Source organism: Leisingera sp. MMG026, from assembly GCF_021654205.1.
Classification (GTDB): Bacteria; Pseudomonadota; Alphaproteobacteria; order Rhodobacterales; family Rhodobacteraceae; genus Leisingera.
In genome coordinates this window covers 25,451-42,592 of record NZ_JAKFZM010000003.1, presented here as the reverse complement: position 1 = coordinate 42,592, position 17,142 = coordinate 25,451, and the positions used below count along the sequence as shown (strand labels likewise).

General features: G+C 63.3%; 16 protein-coding genes. 9 read left to right on the top strand and 7 right to left on the bottom strand.

Annotation, left to right across the window (positions count from 1 at the left end; genetic code table 11):
- The first annotated feature begins 57 nt into the window (after window positions 1–57).
- The 5 genes from L1069_RS02410 to L1069_RS02390 all read left to right on the top strand — a co-directional run bounded on the left by L1069_RS02410 (window position 58) and on the right by L1069_RS02390 (window position 4,467).
- Window positions 58–1,224, top strand: a complete 1,167-nt coding sequence (locus L1069_RS02410) for a M20 aminoacylase family protein (protein ID WP_237454661.1) — start codon at window positions 58–60, stop codon at window positions 1,222–1,224.
- A gap of 78 nt (window positions 1,225–1,302) precedes the next feature.
- The gene (gene speB, locus L1069_RS02405; protein WP_237454660.1) at window positions 1,303–2,271 is read left to right on the top strand and encodes an agmatinase; all 969 of its coding nucleotides are present in this window, start codon (window positions 1,303–1,305) and stop codon (window positions 2,269–2,271) included.
- The gene (gene speB, locus L1069_RS02400; protein WP_129371185.1) at window positions 2,264–3,211 is read left to right on the top strand and encodes an agmatinase; all 948 of its coding nucleotides are present in this window, start codon (window positions 2,264–2,266) and stop codon (window positions 3,209–3,211) included. The genes speB (L1069_RS02405) and speB (L1069_RS02400) overlap by 8 nt, the downstream gene beginning before the upstream one ends.
- A 72-nt stretch (window positions 3,212–3,283) precedes the next feature.
- Window positions 3,284–3,724, top strand: a complete 441-nt coding sequence (locus L1069_RS02395) for a DUF1499 domain-containing protein (RefSeq protein ID WP_134830067.1) — start codon at window positions 3,284–3,286, stop codon at window positions 3,722–3,724.
- A 341-nt stretch (window positions 3,725–4,065) separates the two neighbouring features.
- Window positions 4,066–4,467 carry a hypothetical protein gene (locus tag L1069_RS02390; protein ID WP_134830066.1) on the top strand — a complete coding sequence of 134 codons (402 nt, stop codon included), beginning with the start codon at window positions 4,066–4,068 and terminating at the stop codon, window positions 4,465–4,467.
- 234 nt (window positions 4,468–4,701) lie between these two features.
- Here L1069_RS02390 and L1069_RS02385 read toward each other — a convergent pair whose 3' ends face one another.
- Entirely contained in the window at window positions 4,702–5,001 is a 300-nt protein-coding gene (locus L1069_RS02385; protein ID WP_237454659.1) for a hypothetical protein, read from the bottom strand.
- 60 nt (window positions 5,002–5,061) lie between these two features.
- On the opposite strand from L1069_RS02385, the gene prfA reads away from it, so the two are divergent.
- The 3 genes from prfA to L1069_RS02370 all read left to right on the top strand — a co-directional run bounded on the left by prfA (window position 5,062) and on the right by L1069_RS02370 (window position 7,886).
- A complete protein-coding gene (gene prfA, locus L1069_RS02380; protein ID WP_237454658.1) occupies window positions 5,062–6,117 on the top strand; it encodes a peptide chain release factor 1 in 1,056 nt (351 codons plus the stop codon).
- 2 nt (window positions 6,118–6,119) lie between these two features.
- Complete coding sequence (gene prmC / locus L1069_RS02375; protein WP_237454657.1) at window positions 6,120–6,971, top strand: peptide chain release factor N(5)-glutamine methyltransferase; 852 nt, start codon at window positions 6,120–6,122, stop codon at window positions 6,969–6,971.
- 213 nt (window positions 6,972–7,184) lie between these two features.
- Window positions 7,185–7,886 carry a DUF4167 domain-containing protein gene (locus tag L1069_RS02370; protein ID WP_237454656.1) on the top strand — a complete coding sequence of 234 codons (702 nt, stop codon included), beginning with the start codon at window positions 7,185–7,187 and terminating at the stop codon, window positions 7,884–7,886.
- 68 nt (window positions 7,887–7,954) lie between these two features.
- Here the strand turns inward: L1069_RS02370 and rsmA are convergent, their stop codons facing one another.
- The 6 genes from rsmA to lptF all read right to left on the bottom strand — a co-directional run bounded on the left by rsmA (window position 7,955) and on the right by lptF (window position 15,467).
- Window positions 7,955–8,797: a 16S rRNA (adenine(1518)-N(6)/adenine(1519)-N(6))-dimethyltransferase RsmA gene (rsmA, locus tag L1069_RS02365; RefSeq protein ID WP_237454655.1), complete on the bottom strand. Its 843-nt coding sequence runs from the start codon at window positions 8,795–8,797 to the stop codon at window positions 7,955–7,957.
- Window positions 8,798–8,881: 84 nt separating this feature from the next.
- Entirely contained in the window at window positions 8,882–9,853 is a 972-nt protein-coding gene (pdxA, locus tag L1069_RS02360) for a 4-hydroxythreonine-4-phosphate dehydrogenase PdxA (protein WP_237454654.1), read from the bottom strand.
- Entirely contained in the window at window positions 9,850–11,109 is a 1,260-nt protein-coding gene (locus tag L1069_RS02355) for a peptidylprolyl isomerase (RefSeq protein ID WP_237454653.1), read from the bottom strand. The genes pdxA and L1069_RS02355 overlap by 4 nt, the downstream gene beginning before the upstream one ends.
- Window positions 11,094–13,265: an LPS assembly protein LptD gene (gene lptD / locus L1069_RS02350; protein ID WP_237454652.1), complete on the bottom strand. Its 2,172-nt coding sequence runs from the start codon at window positions 13,263–13,265 to the stop codon at window positions 11,094–11,096. The genes L1069_RS02355 and lptD overlap by 16 nt, the downstream gene beginning before the upstream one ends.
- A complete protein-coding gene (gene lptG, locus L1069_RS02345) occupies window positions 13,249–14,352 on the bottom strand; it encodes an LPS export ABC transporter permease LptG (RefSeq protein WP_237454651.1) in 1,104 nt (367 codons plus the stop codon). Before lptG ends, lptD begins: the two co-directional genes overlap by 17 nt.
- Window positions 14,349–15,467 carry an LPS export ABC transporter permease LptF gene (gene lptF, locus L1069_RS02340; protein ID WP_237454738.1) on the bottom strand — a complete coding sequence of 373 codons (1,119 nt, stop codon included), beginning with the start codon at window positions 15,465–15,467 and terminating at the stop codon, window positions 14,349–14,351. Before lptF ends, lptG begins: the two co-directional genes overlap by 4 nt.
- Before the next feature lie 196 nt (window positions 15,468–15,663).
- On the opposite strand from lptF, the gene L1069_RS02335 reads away from it, so the two are divergent.
- The gene (locus L1069_RS02335) at window positions 15,664–17,139 is read left to right on the top strand and encodes a leucyl aminopeptidase (RefSeq protein ID WP_237454650.1); all 1,476 of its coding nucleotides are present in this window, start codon (window positions 15,664–15,666) and stop codon (window positions 17,137–17,139) included.
- Window positions 17,140–17,142 lie beyond the last annotated feature (3 nt).

Below are 17,142 nucleotides of genomic sequence, written 5' to 3'. Positions count from 1 at the left end.
GCTCTTGTTCCAGTGTCTGATGCATCAATCCCGAGTCTGCTGCAGGAGTCCACCCCAATGCCCGTTGTGAACCGTATTGCCGATTACGCCGAGGAGATGAAGGCCTGGCGGCGGCATCTGCATCAGATCCCCGAGCTGGCGCTGGACCTGCCCAAGACCGCCGCCTTTGTGGCGGAGCGGTTGCGGGAAATCGGGGTTGATGAGCTGCATGAGGGGATCGCGCAGACCGGCATGGTGGCGATCATCAACGGGCAGGGGGATGGTCCGACCATCGGCTTGCGGGCTGATATGGACGCTTTGCCGATCCCGGAGGAGACAGGGGTGGATTACGCCTCGGGTCATGCGGGCAACATGCATGCCTGCGGCCATGACGGGCATACCGCCATGCTGCTGGGGGCGGCGAAATACCTGGCGGAGACGCGTAACTTCATGGGCCGGGCGGCGCTGATCTTTCAACCCGCCGAGGAGGCGATCGGCGGCGCGCGCATCATGGTCGAAGAGGGCATCATGGAGCGGTTTAATATCGGCGAGATCTATGCGCTGCACAATGCGCCGGGGCTGCCGGCGGGGCATTTCCTGACCACGCCCGGGGCGCTGATGGCGGCGGTGGACACCTTTCACATTCACATTCAGGGGCAGGGCGGCCATGGTGCGATGCCGCATGAAACCCGTGATCCGGTGATGGCGGCCTGCGGTATGGCGCAAGCGATCCAGACCATCGTGTCGCGGAACCATCACACGCTGGAGGATCTGGTGGTCTCGGTTACTCAGATCCATACCGGCACTGTCGATAATGTGATCCCGGATACCGCCTATATCAACGGCACCGTGCGCACCTTTAACCCGGAGGTGCAGAAGATGGTGAGGCGGCGGATGAAGGAGATCGTGGCGGGGCAGGCTGCCAGTTACGGTGTTGAGGCGGAACTGGACTATGAGATCGGGTATCCGGCCACATTCAACGATGCGGAGAAGACCGCATTTGCGGTGGAGGTTGCCAAGGAGATCGCGGGCGAGGGCAATGTTGTGCCTGATGGCGGCCGCGAGATGGGGGCGGAGGATTTTGCCTATATGCTGCAGGCGCGGCCCGGCTCCTACCTGTTTCTGGGTCAGGGCAGCAGTGCGGGGCTGCATCACCCCAAGTATGATTTCAACGACGCGATCGCACCGGTCGGGGCGTCGTTCTTTGCCCGGCTGGTGGAGCGGGCGCAGCCGGTGGGCGGGTAAGGGCCTGCGCAGATGACAGGGGCCTGCAAAGCGGGTATTTGATCAAAAGCTGAAGCCGAAGGACAGGGATGCATCGCCATGGCACTGGAAGACGCAAAACACATGATCGATCACGCCTTCACCCGCGAGGACATGAAGGGTTTGAGTTTTGAGATCACCTTTGGCGGGGCGGTGTCATTTTTGCGCCGTAAATACACCAAGGACCTGACCGGCGTGGATATTGCCGTCACCGGCGTGCCGTTTGACCAGGCGGTGACCAACCGGCCCGGCACGCGGCTGGGGCCGCGGGCGATCCGCGAGGCCTCTACCTTGCAAAGCCCGGATGAACCTTATGGCTGGCCGCATAAACCCTTAAGCACTCTGGCGATTGCCGACTATGGCGACCTGGCATTTGATCATGCCAATGTGCCGGGATTTCCCACCGCCCTGACGGAGCATATCCGGGGCATTCTGGCACAGGACACGGCATCGGTTGTGCTGGGCGGCGATCACTACATCAGTTTTCCCATCCTGAAAGCCTATGCCGAGAAATACGGGCCGATCTCGCTGCTGCAGTTTGATGCCCATACCGACACCTGGCCGGATGACAACATGGACCGGGTGGATCACGGCACCATGTTCTATAAGGCGGTGAAAATGGGGATCGTGGACCCGGCAACATCCGTTCAGGTGGGGATCCGCACCACCAATGACGATACGCTGGGCGTCAACATCATTGACGCCCCCACAGTGCATGAGATCGGGCCGGTGGAGACCGCGAAGCGGATCAAGGCGATCCTGGGCGACCGCCCGGCTTACCTGACATTTGACATCGACTGCCTGGACCCGGCTTATGCGCCCGGCACCGGCACGCCGGTCTGGGGCGGGCTGACCTCGGCGCAAGCGGCGCGCATCCTGCGGGAGATTGCCGGCATCAATATCAAGGGCGGTGACGTGGTCGAGGTTTCTCCCCCCTTTGACACAACTGGCGCAACTGCTATTGCCGGGGCACATGTGGCGACGGAAATCATCTGCCTACTGGGCTGGAACATGAGAGACAATGACTGACTTCAATCAACCGATCAGCGGCAATGACCTGGCCCGGTTCTCCGGTCCCAACACTTTTATGCGGCTGCCGCAGGCAACCTCTCTGGAGGGCCTGGATGTGGCCGTTCTGGGGGTTCCAATGGACATTGGCACCTCCTGGCGGTCGGGCACCCGTTTCGGCCCCAAGCAGATCCGGGCCGAAAGCGCGATGCTGCGGCCTTATAACATGGCGACAGGTGCTGCGCCGTTTGACAGTCTGAACATTGGCGATATCGGTGATCTGGCGATCAACACGTTTTCGCTGCCGGAATCGCTGCGCATCATTCAGGAAAGCTATGAGGCGATCCTGTCCGGCGGCGTGATCCCGGTGGCAATGGGCGGCGATCATTCGATCACCCTGCCGATTCTGCGGGCGATTGCCAAGAAATACGGCCCCGTGGCGCTGGTGCATGTGGATGCCCATGCGGATGTGAACGACGAGATGTTCGGTGAGCGCGAAACCCATGGCACCGTGTTCCGCCGCGCCTTTGAAGAAGGGCTGATTGTCCCCGACAAGACTTATCAGATCGGTATCCGCGGCACAGGTTACGCCGCCAGCGATTTTACCGAGGCGCAAAGCTGGGGTTTTCAGCATTTCCCCGCGGCGGAGCTGTGGGGGCGGCAGCTGCATCAGATGGGTGCGGAAATTCGCCGCGATATCGGCAATAGGCCGGTTTATGTGTCTTATGATATCGATAGTCTGGACCCGGCTTATGCACCGGGAACCGGCACGCCGGAAATCGGCGGGCTGACCACGCCGCAGGCGCTGGAGCTGATCCGGTCGCTGAAGGGGGTGAACATCGTGGGCTGCGACCTGGTGGAGGTGTCGCCGCCGTATGATCCCTCGGGCAACACGGCTTTGGTGGGTGCCAATCTGCTCTATGAGCTGCTGTGCGTGCTGCCGGGGGTGACGACAAAATAAGCGGTCCGGCCTGCACGTCAGGCCGGGGGAGGGCCGCAAAGGGAGGAGGCAAGGGTTGACCTTGAAACCGCAATGAGGCGGCTGATGCTGTTTGCTTGGCTGGTATTGGCGGCAGGCATTGCTGTCTTGGGCTTTGTCCGGCTGGCGCCAAGCGATCCGCTGGATTGGAACACTCAGCCGGAGTTCACTGAAGACAAGGAGTTCCGCGGTGGCGTGTTCCGGGTGGTGCGCTCGGGGCCGGACGGGCTGGAGCGGTTCCACCGCATCGCCAGCCACGCCCCGCGCACCAGCGTGCTGGCAGGCGGGCCGGCAGACGGAATGGTGACCTATATCACCCGCACCCAGGTGCTGGGATTTCCGGATTACACCACTGCAGCACAGGACGGGGATCTGCTGAAGGTCTATGCGCGGCTGCGGTTCGGGCGGTCGGATCTGGGCGCCAACAAGGAGCGGATTAACACCTGGCTGGCGGAGATGGCGGAGGATCCACAGGCTGCTGCTGCTGGAGAGTAACACCCTGGGTGTGCTCCCGCCTGTTCGCGGGCTTTTGGGAAAAGCCCCTCACAGTTGGGCCGGGCGCCGCGCAAAGCGCGGCGCAGGCTCATCGGCCATGGGCCGATGAGCCACGGTTTTTGCTGAGAAGCGCTTCAGGGGCAGGACTGCCCCTGAAGACGCCCTTTCGATTGTGTTTGTTTCTGCCGCGTCAAGGGCAAGCCGCGCTGGCGCGCGGTGGCTGCGCCACCCTTGACCCGGCAGGGTGTTTGTTGGGTGTGGTTCGTGGCATCTTCCAAAGCAGATGTTATTCGCATGCGCTGACCTAAAGCGCTGTTTTATTAAAATATGGAGAATATTTCGTGGCCTTAAGTTTTTCCAAACCTGTTCTGTACTTTGCCTGTTGTGCGCTGCTGGCGGCCTGCGGCGGCGCGCCTGCCAGCAATGAATTGCGATTCGACAAGGATGGAAATGGCCGCTTCAGCGGCAGTGCCGGTGCCAGTTGGACGGCGCAAGAGATCAGAACACAGGTCTCTGGCCAGATATGCGGTAATGGATCTGTTGCGGAAATCAATGTGAGGGTGTTGCCAACTGCACCGGACTACAAAATTTTCTCCGGCACTTGCGCATCCGGAGGCGATGGCTTCCCCGTCGCAGGCGTGGGGCAAGACTACATCGTCACCGCGCAGCCCGCCCCGGCGGCGGCAGTGGCGCCAGTGGCGAGCAGTTCGGCTTGGGACGGCTCCACCCCGTTTGTGGATTGATGGCGCAGGCATCCCTTCCCCGTGCCACGCGGCAGGGGCTGAGCGTGGGGGGCGGTCATAAGACGCTCTGCCGTGAACTCAACAGAGATGAGCTGTCGCGTAACTACTTGATCAAGCGTGGCTGCGGCCCGGGTGAAGGTTAGCGAATGCCCGGGCTGCCCAGCTTAATGAAGACGTCTTTGCCGGACATCTGTATTCACGTTGCAGGGGCAGCGGAACAGCCGGCGGGGCGGCTCAGAGCCGCGGCAGGTCTGATGGCGCGTTCGAAGAACCGGAGTTTGCCCCCAGCGACGCCGAAAGGCAGCTGCTTTGCACCTCGCGCCACATCGGCACGTTCAGCGACATTTGGCATTGCGCCATGAACATGCGCCCGTCGACCTGCAGGCAGCGCAGCTCGCCCAGCTCGACGCGGCTGCCGGACTTGTCGGTGCAATAGCAGTCGATGGTTTTGCCGCCCGGCCCGGTCACATCAGCCCAGGCACTGCCGGAGGCAGCCATTAGAATGGAAACGACAAGGGCACTGGCATGTTTCATGGCTCTAGCATATCACAGAGGCAAGATTTGGCCAAAACATGAACAAGAATAGGCGCGCCCATGGTCCCCGAAGAGCGGCTGGAACAGATCCTGCAGCGGTTTCAGTATCTTGAAGCCGCAATGGCGGATGGTGCCGGGGGCGGGGACATTGCGGCGCTGGCCAAGGAATATTCCGGACTGCGCCCGGTGGCGGAGCAGGTGACGGCCTACCGCAAGCTGCTGAGCGATCTGGAGGAAGCCGAGCTGATGCTGGGTGATCCGGACATGAAGGATCTGGCCGAGGAAGAGATCCCGGCGCTGAAGGCGGCAATCCCCGAAGTTGAGCAGGCGCTGCAGCTGGCCTTGCTGCCCAAGGACGCCGCCGATGGCCGCCCTGCGATGCTGGAAATCCGGCCCGGCACCGGCGGTGACGAGGCGGCGCTGTTTGCAGGCGATCTGCTGCGGATGTACCAGCGTTATGCCGAGGCGCAGGGCTGGAAAGTCGAGATCATCGAGGAACAGGCGACCGAGCTGGGCGGCATCAAGGAAGTGGTGGCGCATATCAAGGGTGAGAATGTCTTTGCCCGGCTGAAATATGAATCCGGCGTCCACCGGGTGCAGCGGGTGCCAACCACAGAAAGCGGAGGGCGCATACATACCTCGGCGGCCACTGTGGCGGTGCTGCCGGAGGCCGAGGATGTGGACATTCATATTGATGCCAACGACATCCGTATTGATACCATGCGGGCCTCGGGTGCGGGCGGGCAGCATGTGAACACCACCGACTCGGCTGTCCGTATCACCCACCTGCCGACCGGGCTGATCGTGACGTCGTCAGAGAAATCCCAGCACCGAAACCGCGAAATTGCCATGCAGGTGCTGAAAACCCGGCTCTATGATCTGGAACGGCAGCGGATCGACAATGAGCGGTCTGCGGACCGGGCAAGCCAGGTGGGCTCGGGCGACCGGTCGGAACGCATCCGCACCTATAATTTTCCGCAAGGGCGGATGACCGATCACCGCATCAACCTGACGCTTTACAAGCTGGATCAGGTGATGGGCGGCGATCTGGACGAGATTGTCGATGCGCTGACTGCAGACAATCAGGCGCGGCTTCTGGCCGAGATGGGGCAGTGAGCATGGCAGAAACCGCGGCACAGGCGATGGCAGCAGCGGCGTCCCGGCTGCGCGCGGCCGGGGTTCATGACCCGGCGCGGGATGCGCGGGTGCTGCTGGCCCATGCGGCGCGGATCGAAGCCAGCCGGGTGACGCTGATCGCGCCCGAGGAGCTGGCGCAGGAAGTAGCAGAACGGTATGAGCAGCTGATTTCGCTTAGGGCGGTGCGGGTGCCGGTCTCGCATCTGATCGGCGAGCGGGAATTCTATGGCCGCCGTTTCAAAGTGTCCCGCGATGTTCTGGATCCGCGGCCCGAAACAGAGATCCTGATAGAGGCCGCACTGGCGGAACCATACGCGCGGGTGCTGGACTTAGGCGTTGGCTCGGGCTGTATTCTGGTGACGTTGCTGGCCGAGCGGCAGGAGGCCACCGGACTGGGGGTGGACATCAGCGAGGCGGCCTGCCTGCAGGCTAGCGCCAATGCCGTTTTGCACCGGGTTGAAGCGCGGGCAGATATTCAGCAGTCGGACTGGTTTGAGAGTGTCGAGGGGACGTTTGATCTGATCGTATCCAACCCGCCCTATATTGCGCTGGACGAGATGGACGGGCTGTCCGCAGAGGTGCGCGGGCATGAGCCGGGCATTGCACTTACAGATGGCGGCGACGGGCTGGGCGCCTACCGGCGGATAGCTGCGCAGGCTGCGGCGCATCTGGCGCCGGGCGGGCGGGTGCTGTTGGAAATCGGCCCGACGCAGGGGCAGGCGGTCGGCGCGCTGCTGGAAATGGCAGGGTTAAGCGGCATTGCTGTGCTGCCGGATTTGGACGGCCGGGACCGGGTGGTACGGGCGCATTCCGGCGCAAAACACCGCTTTTAACGCGAAGATTCACAATTTCGGAAGAAAAATCAAAGAAAACACTGTTGTGCCCCTTGTCTGGGGCTTCGTAACATGGTTACTCAAGAAGAGCCGCTTCAGGAGAACGCTTTCCAAGCCTTCCCGCGGCATCAAGCCCAAAAAAGCTAATGATCCGGCGCTAAGACGCGTAGAACAGGGTCTACGGCGCATTAACTCAAGGCTTACGCTAGGCATATGAGATCGTCAAAATCACGTTCACGTTCCAAGTCGAACAACCGGAATCGCCCGAATGGCGTCAATGTTGTCAACCGGGTGTTCGACAGCTCCGGTCCCGAAGGCAAGGTGCGCGGAACCCCGCAGCAGATCATTGACAAATACAATCAGCTGGCGCGGGACGCGCAGCTGAGCAATGACCGGGTTGCGGCAGAGAATTTCCAGCAGCATGCAGAGCATTATCTGCGGCTGCTCAATGAAGCACAGCGCGAAATCGATGCGCGCCGCGATGAGCAGGAGCGGCAGAACCGCGAACGCCAGGCCGAGCGCGACCGCGAACGCACCGAGCGGCTGGAACGCCAGGAGCGGGAAGCTGCGGCTGCCGCAGCGGCATCCCCCGCAGCGGCACCGCCCGCAGCTGATCCGGCAGCGGCCCCGCAGCCCGAGATGATCGACCCGCGCGGCGACAATGGCAACGGCGGCGACAGCGGCCTGGTGGAAACACCGGAAAGCCAGTCGGCAGCATCTGCTGAAGCGCCGGCTGAAGCACCCGCCAAAAAGGCTCCGGCCCGCAAGCCCCGCCCGCGCAAACCCGCGGCCAAGGCTGCCGATGCGCCTGCAGCAAGTGAAGGCGGCGAGGCACCGGCGCCGAAGAAACCAGCCCGTCCGCGCGCCAAGCCCAAGCCGAAGGCCGAAGAAGGCCCGGCAGAGGCGGCTGAGTAATCAGCGCCGGATCCGGCAATCAAAAAGACCCCCGGCGCTGACTGCCCGGGGGTTTTTTCCGTTTCTGTTCAGGCTTTGGCCAGTTCGCGGGCAAGCGCGCAGAAGGCCTCAAGGCTCACCTGTTCAGCGCGTTCGGTGGGCGGGATGCCGGCAGCGTTAAGGTGGTCCTCGATCACCGGTGAGACGCCTTTGAGCGAGGAGCGCAGCATTTTGCGGCGCTGGTTGAAGGCCGTGGCCACGACACGCGACAGGATGGCTGCATCAGCCGGGAAGCGCGGCTCGGGCAGGGCATCGAGATGCACCACCGCGCTGGAGACTTTGGGCGGCGGGGTGAAGGCGCCGGGCGGCAACGACAGCACAATGCGTGCATCGGCCCGCCATTGCGCCAGGATTGCCAGCCGGCCATAGGCCTTGGAGCCGGGCAGGGCCACGATACGCTCGGCCACCTCGCGCTGGAACATCAGGGTGAGGCTCTGCCAGAACGGCGGCCACTCCTTGGGTGTCAGCCAGCGCACCAGCAGCTCGGTGCCGACGTTATAGGGCAGGTTGGCGGCGATGCGGATCGGCGGGGTCAAATGCGCCAGCGGGTCGATCTCCAGCGCGTCGCCGTTGATGACTTCAAACCGGCCCGGATAGGCATCTGCGATTTCCTGCAATGCGGGCAGGCAGCGGCTGTCTTTCTCTACTGCCAGCACCCGCCGGGCGCCTTCGGCCAGCAGCCCGCGTGTCAGCCCGCCAGGGCCGGGGCCGATTTCCAGCACATCACAGCCCGTCAGATCACCGGCTTGGCGGGCGATCTTGGCGGTGAGATTCAGGTCCAGCAGGAAATTCTGGCCCAGTGATTTGCGCGCCGACAATTGATGCGTTGCGATCACGTCACGCAGGGGAGGAAGGCTATCGATAGCGCTCATATCATCTGTACCTTGGGACATGGCGCGGGCGGCGCGCCAGAGATTTCATGCCTCCGGCGGGGATATTTGCCGTCCGGGGAAGAATCAAGGGCTGGCAGCCATCCGCTGCGCCAGCTTCAGGGCTTCGATCAGGCTGGTTGGGTTGGCTTGGCCGGTGCCTGCGATGTCAAAGGCGGTGCCGTGATCGGGCGAGGTGCGGATGAAGGGCAGGCCCAAGGTTACATTGACGCCGCGGTCGAAATCCAGCGTCTTGATCGGGATCAGCGCCTGGTCGTGATACATGCAGACCGCCGCGTCATAGCGGGTGCGGGCGGCCGCATGGAACAGTGTGTCCGCCGGGTGCGGGCCGGTGACATTCAGGCCTTCCGACTGCATCTGACGGATCAGGGCGTTGATCCAATCCAATTCCTCATGGCCCATGGCGCCGCCTTCGCCTGCATGCGGGTTGAGCCCGGCGACAGCAATGCGGGGCGCTGCGATGCCGAACTGACCGCTTAGGCCGGCAGCGGTGATCTCAACGGTTTCGCGCAGCAGTTCCGGGGTCAGGACCTTAGGGACTTCGGACAAAGCGATGTGGATTGTGGCGGGCACAACCCGCAGCTGCTCGCTGGCCAGCATCATTACCACGCGATTGCGGCCGGCGAGGGACGCCAGAAATTCGGTGTGGCCGGGATAGGCAAAGCCGGCGCCGTCAATCAGCGCCTTTTTGTGGATCGGGGCGGTGCAGACAGCGGCGGCTTTGCCGGTCTGGACCAATTGGACTGCGGTCTCAATGGACCGGATGACGCCAGCGGCGTTGGCCGGGTCGGCAGCGCCCTTGGCTGCGCTGCCGCCAAAGGCGAGAGGCAGTACCGGGAAGCTGTCTGTGCAGGCTGCAGCAGCCTCAGCCGGGGCGGTGATTTCCTTGACCGGGGTGCCCGCAGGCAGGTGGCGCGGGTCGCCGATCCAGAAGAACGGGCAAGAGCTGCGCAGTGCGTCCCAAGCCTTGACGGCAATTTCCGGGCCGATGCCTGCGGGTTCGCCGCAGCTAAGGGCAATCGGCCCGGATAAGCTCATTTGATGTTGATCCGGGCGTCGGCGCGCAGCTGTTCAAGGTAGCTGCCGGCCAGTGAGGCCATCCGCTGTGCCGTCAGCGCATTGGCCACGGTCTCGCGCGAGCTGTCCTCGCCCAGGTCGGCAGTGCGGCCACAGAGCATCAGCACCATCAGTGTCTGGCCGTTGTTGCGGGTCAGCGTAGTGGAGGTCTCACCCGGGTCCAGTTTGGCCAGTTCCAGCGCGATATCGCGGGGGATTTCTGACGGCTGCAGGCTTTGCACATCCAGCACCGAGGGGTCCTGACCCTGGGCCAGCCCATAGAAATCTTCGCAGGTGTCGACGCTGTCCACCACCTTTTGCGCCGCGGCAAGCCCTTCGGGCGTGCGGCCGCCGGGCACATGATAGGCAGCGTATTCGATCGCGGTGAAGCGCGGTGCTGCGCCCTCAACTTCGCGCACGCCGCGCATCTGGAACAGGGCCACAGCGCTTTGCAGCGGCAGCGGTTCGGAAATCTCGCCGGGTTTCAGCGCCAGCGCAACCTCTTGCAGCTGCGGCGGCAGCTGGGTCAGCGGCATCCAGGGCAGGCGTCCGCCCTCGTTGCGGCTGGCGGCAGCAGAATACTGGGAAGCGGCAGCTGAGAAGCTGTCGTAGCCTTTCAGCCGGGCGACCTGTTCGATCAGCTCTTCGACCTGCGCTGCGTTCTGTTCGTTGATCGGAACGATGAATTCGCTGAGAAGAACCTGGACGCTGCCGGTGCCGGCCGAGCCCATGGCGCGGTCAATCTCCTCCGGAGTGGGGCGGGCGCGGGACAGGAAGCGGGCGCGGGTGTATTCCCGCCAGCCCAGCCCGACCTTGGTGAAATCGCGCAGGGTTTGCGGCTCCACGCCGCTTTGCTGCAAGGCGGTGAGAAATTCGTTCAGCGACAGGTTGGCGCGTGCGGCCAGCTCTTCCATGCCGGCGGTGATATCTTCTTCGGCCAGTTCGATCCCGGCCTGCTCCAGTTCAGCGAGTTTGAGCCGGTCGTTGATCAGCTCTTCGCGGGCGGTGGCCAGAGGATCGCCGGGCACCCGCAGCGCCGATTGGAAGCGGGCGCGCTGTTCCAGCTCATACCGGGTGATGACCTCGTCATTCACGGTGATGGCCGGGGCAAAGAGGTTTTGTGCTCCTGCCGGCAGGCCGGTCCAGGACAGCCCCGCGGCCAGCGCCAGCGCGGCTGCGGTTTTGAGAGCACGGGAAAGGAAAGGAGCCGGGAACCGGGTATTCACGTCTTGCTGCATGACCGCCTGTACTGTTTGCTGCCGCTCTTTACGGAAAATCCGCTGAGCGAGATGGTAAAGCCGAAATCGGTTGTCGGCTCAACACTTGTTGTTGAGGTATAGCGGCGGTTGACTGAAAGGTCGACCGTCACGCATTCGTTGCTGTAGGCCACGCCGAGACCTGCACGGGTGGCGCGGGCGTCGGAAATATCATAGCGCAGCCGGGCACTGGCGGACCAGCTGGGGGTGAAATCATAGCTGCCGTCGACCCACAGCTCCGAACTTTCCTCGGCCCGGTCTTCATCGGGGTCGGTGCCGAGCCACAGATAGGTGCCGGAAAGGCTGGAGCGGCTGGTGCGCCAGTCGCCGCGCAGTTCTGCCTTGGAGAAGTTCAGTGAACCGTTCAGCAAGCCGCGGGTAGAGAGGGCCAGCCCGTCGCCGAATTTGATCTGGCCTGCCAGCAGGAAATCCGAGGAGGTGCCGCTGAGGCCGGAGCTTTTGGTGAACCGGTCATCGCCGTCGCTGCGCAGCACCTGGCCGACGGTTGCATAGGCCTGCCAGCCGGTGGGCGCATAACGCGCCCAGTTGGCGCCGTAGACCAGGGTCAGGCCGTCCTCGCGGGCGTCGGTGGAGGGAAACCGCGACAGTGACAACAGATTGCCCTGGTCAAACTCGACAAAGCGGCTTTCCTCGGTGACCACGCTGCCGCCGCCCTCGTCGCGCCAGCCCAGCTGCAGGATCGGCTCCAGGTACTGGGTGGCGCCGCCAGCCTCGCGGCGGCTCATCGGCAGACGCAGGGTCAGCGCGGTGCGCGGCGTCAGGCGGGTGACCTCTTCGTTGAAGAAACTGTCGTCATAAGCGCGGAACGCGTCTGCTGCGGCGCCGAGCTCCCATTCCGCCAGGATGCCATAGCCCAGGCGCCAGCTGCGGCGCCAGTCAATGTCGGCAGTGAGCCGCGCAAGGTCACGCCCGTTGCTGTCAGTGGCGGTGCCGTCGATGCTGGAGCTGCGGCGGTGGCCATGGCCCTGCAGGGTCAGCCGCAGCTCGCCGCCGGTGAGGGCGGGATGGTGGCGGGTCTGATAGAAGGCTTCCGCGATTCCAGAAGGAATGTTCGCCTGCTCTTCGCTGGTACGCAGGGTTTTGTAATGGGTCAGGGAGGCGCGGAACAGGCTGTCGCGTTTGGCGCGGGACAGCACCGCCTCGGACCGCAAACGGTCCAGTTCCGGCAGGCCGTAGTCCTCGAGATAGGCGTCGTCCGAGACCGCTTTGACATCAAAGGTGAAGCGGAAGTCCCGCGGCAGATCGAACTGGCCTTCGCCAAAGATGTAGCCGCGGTCTTCGCCGGAAAACAGATCGTCGCGGGTGTAGGCCCCGTTGAATTCGATCCTGCCGCGGCGGAAGGCCTGGCGGTAGCGGACGTCCAGCGTCTGGGTGCTGGACGAAATATAGGGCGCGAGCGTCAGGTCGCGGTGCGGGCCAAGCGTGAAGAAATAGGGCGCCTTGACCCCGGTGCCGAGATTCGACGTGGAGCGTATCGAAGGCACCAGAAATCCGCTGGCCCGCTCCAGTGAAGGATCAGGCAGGCGGATCGCCGGAAAATAGAACACCGGCACGTCCAGCACCCGCAGCTGGGCGCTTTCGAAATAGAGCTGGCGTGCCTGCTGGTCGTGGGTCACCCGCTCAGCCCGGATCTGCCAGAGCGGCGGGCGTCCATCCTCGCACACATGGCAGGAGGTGACGGCGGTCTTGTACAGCTGTGTGTAGCGGCCGCTGACCCGGGTCATTTGAAGCGAGGCCAGCTGCAGCTGCTGCTGGAACACCATGCGGGCGCCGGTCAGCAATCCGTTGCGCAGGTCGCGGTCCAGCTCGGCAGCGGTGGCCAGTATGGTGATATCGCCTTGCTGGTCGATGCGGATCGGGCCTTCGATCTGCAGGGTGCCGGTGGTCTGATCAAACGTGATCTTTTGCGCGCGCAGCCGGATATCGCCTTGAAACGCCTCGACATTGCCTTCGGCCACCAAGGTGCGGTCAGGGGTGATGAAGACCTGATCTGCAACCAGCATCGCGGGCTGCGCCGGATCAGGCAGTGCCGCGGTCTGCGCCGGGGCTGTCAGGGCGAGCCAGGGCAGCACAGCCGAAAGAAGCAGTGCGCGGCGCAATTTACCCGTCTTCGGCATGGAGAAGCAGTCCCAAGGTCAAAAGTATCGCGGCGGCGGGCGGCGCCCATGCGGCCAGGGCCACAGGGATTTGCCCGTTCTCGCCAAGGATTTGCGCGAAATTGCGGATGAAATAAAGCCCGAATCCCAAAAGGACCGCCATCAGCACCGCCAGGCCGGTGCCGCCAAAGCGCGCGTGCCGCATGGTGAAGGAGGCACCGACCAGAACCATGGCGATAAGAAACAGAGGGCGGGCCAGTTCCGCCTGATAGCGGACCTCGTAGCGTTTGGTGGTAAAACCTGCGGCAGACAATTCGCGGATTGTGGAGGGCAGATCGTAGATCGAGATGCCGCTGGCCGTGCCCAGGGTATCGCGGATCCGGTCGGTGGTCAGTGTTGTGGGCAAATGCAGCTCGTCATGCCGGGCGGCGTTGGAATCGGGGTTGATGCCAGCCGCCAGCGGCCAGGTTTTGGCATTGGACAGGATCCAGTTGCTGCCCTCCAGCCGGGCGCTGTCGGCAATGATGCGGCGGACCAGGCCGCCGACACTGGTATAGGCGTGGATCGACACGTCAAGCAAAGTGATATCCGCCGCGTCGCCGCTGTAGCCTTTGGCGTGGATGACCGACTGGCCCCTGGCGCCGCCCTGGCGCAGCCACAGGCCTTCGCCGGACAGCGACAGCGCCGACGGCCCGCCGTTGTGATAGGTCTCGGCCAGGTCCTGATAGCGGTTGGCGGTGGCCGAAGCGATCGGGTTCAGCATGGTGACCGCCAAGGCGCCGATTGCCGCGGCCACCAGCACCGGTGCCGCCAGCGCGCGGATGCCGGACCGGCCGATGGCGCGGGTCACCACCAGCTCGCTGCTGCGGGCAAGGCCGACAAACAGCACGATGGTCGACAGGATCATGATCAGCGGCAGGAACTCGCTGAGGGCGGCCGGAACGTTCAGCAGGGTCAGGCCAAGCAATTGCGGCAGGCTGAGGTCGATCGCCTCAAACCGGCGGACCTGTTCGTTCAGGTCGATCAGCACCACCAGTGTCATCAGCACCGCAACAATCACCAGGAACCACTGCAGAAAGCGGCGCGCATAATAGAGATCAAGCTTCATGCGGGCGCCTCCGCCCGGGTCCGTTTGGGCCGGACTGATAAAATCAGGAAGATCAGCGCCACCAAAAGCCCCAGCAAGGTCGGCAGGTAAATCAGCGGCCACAGGCTGGGGTTTTGCAGAACCGGCTCCGAGACAACTCCGCGCAAGCCCTCGACAAAAATCAGCACAACAAAGGCGAGGAAAGCCTGACGCCAGACGCCGAACCGCGAGAACGTTCCCAGCATCAGCGCGGAAAATCCGATCAGGGCGACGGCCACACAGACCAGGGCACGGGCAAAGCGCAGGTGCAGTTCCTCGGCCTGGGCGCCTGCGGAGTAGCCATCGCTGCGGGTGACGGCCTGGGTGCTGGTCATCAGTTCCAGGCTTGGGATCGCACGGATGTTGCGCGACTTATTTTCAGACTTCCGGGCCAGTGCGCTGATATCATACGAAAAATCCGAGAAGAACGTGGTCGAAAGCCGTTGCGTCTGATTGTCCAGCCGCTGCGCCATGCCTTCCACCATAATCAGATGCGCGCTGCCTTCGTCGCGTACCAGAAAGGCGCGGGCGCCGGTATAGGTCACCGTGGTCGCCGGGTCGCGGCGGTCAGACAGGAAAACGTCGTTCAAGGTGCCGTCCGGGTCGATCTGGCGGATATAGAAGGTAACACCGTCTGCCGGGTGCAGGAAATCGCCCTCGCTCAGCAGCTTGGCGGTGATGTTGCGGGAGACTTCGCTTTCACGGACTTCCAACTGGCTGATCGACGCCGGCAGCAGGTAGTGGGTCAGAGCCGACATCATCAGTGCCGTGATGACGCCGAATGCAAGGGCCGGCCGCGCCATCTGCCAGGGGCTGGTGCCGGTGGCGCGCAGCACTGTCAGCTCGCTTTCGCTGTTCAGCCGGTTGGTGACCCAGACCGAGGCGCCAAAGGCGGCAATCGGCAGCACCATGCGGATGAGGTTCGGCAGGGTGAGCGCGGTGAACTCAAGGAACACCAAGGCCGACTGACCATTGCCGATCAGCCGGTCAAACAGCACAACAGCCCGGTTGACCCAGAACACGGCCACCAGAATCAGCGCAAAAAAGCCGAAGAAGAGCAGATATTGTGACAGCACGTATCTGTCGTAGCGTGACACCCGATCCCCCCAGACCATTGTGATTTTGCGCGACATTAGTGGATTTGCCGGGCGGGGAAAACTGCATTCTCGCAAGGCGCCTCATTCGGCGGCAGATCGCGGCCGCAGCGGGCGCAAAGGCGGGTCTGGCCAAGCGCCCCTGCGCAGGATACCTCTTATGCCAAGAACCATATGAAACCAGCAGGAGCGCGCGAGAATGAGCAGCCTTACCCCGATCCGATTTGCCGAATACGACCCCAAGGCGCTGCCGGAAATGACCGGCCGTGTGGCGGTGATGGTCACGCCCGAGGGCAGCATGGATCAGGCCGCGCGCACCGCCAACCGGCTGAGCAAGGGCGCAATTGCCCGGCTGATCGAATCGGACGGCTTCAAGAAGGCCAAGGCGGGTGATGTGATTTCTCTGGGCTGGCCCGCAGGCATGCAGGCCGAGGCACTGGATGTGCTGGTTCTGCCGCGCAAGCTGACTCCGGTAGAGGCACGCCAAGCGGGTGCAAAACTGGCCAAGGCGGCAGCGGGCAAGCGGCTGACGGTGATGGCCGGCAGCATGAACAAGGCTGCTGACCTCACCATGGGGCTGGCGCTGCGCGACTATGGCTTTGATGACCATAAGACCCCCGCCGAAGACAAGCCTGAAGGCGAGGTGGTGATCGCTTCCAAGATGCCGTCCGATCTGGAGGCCGCCTGCGCACCGTTGCTGGCGGTGGCCGAAGGCGTTCACATGACCCGGGATCTGGTCAATGAGCCTGCCAATGTGCTGACCACCACCGAATTCGCCCGCCGCATCGAAGAAATGAGGGAGATCGGCCTTGAGGTTGAGGTCCTGGAAGAGGCGGACCTGGAAAAACTGGGCATGCGCACGCTGCTGTGTGTTGGTCAAGGTTCTGACAGCCCCTCCAAAGTGGCGGTGATGCAGTGGAAAGGCGGCGCCAAGGACGCAGCTCCGCTGGCGCTGGTCGGCAAGGGCGTGGTGTTTGATACCGGCGGCATATCGCTGAAGCCTGCGGGCGGCATGGAAGACATGACCATGGACATGGGCGGCGCCGGTGTTGTGGCCGGCACGATGAAGGCACTGGCGCTGCGCAAAGCCCAGGCCAATGTGGTCGGGCTGGTCGGCCTTGTGGAAAACATGCCCTCGGGCAATGCCACCCGTCCGGGCGATGTGGTGAAGTCGATGAAGGGCGACACGGTCGAAGTCATCAATACGGACGCTGAGGGCCGTCTGGTTCTGTGCGACGTGCTTTGGTACGCGCAGGAGCGGTTCAAACCTGCGGGTGTTATCGATCTGGCGACCCTGACCGGCGCGATCATTATTGGCCTCGGGCATGAAAATGCCGGCGTATTCTCCAACGATGACGATCTGTGCAATGCCTTCCTGAAGGCCGCGCGCTCCGAGGACGAAGGCGCTTGGCGGATGCCGTTGGGCAAGGCCTATGACGAACAACTGAAATCGCGGATTGCCGATATGAAAAACATCGGCGGACGCCCGGCGGGTTCCATCACCGCAGCGCAGTTCCTGCAGCGGTTCATCAAGGACGATATGCCCTGGATCCATCTGGACATTGCCGGTGTGGCCTCGGTCAAGGCGGACACGGACTATGCGCCCAAAGGCGCCACCGGTTGGGGCGTGATGGCGCTGAACCGTCTGGTCGCGGATAAGTTCGAGGCGGAATAAGCG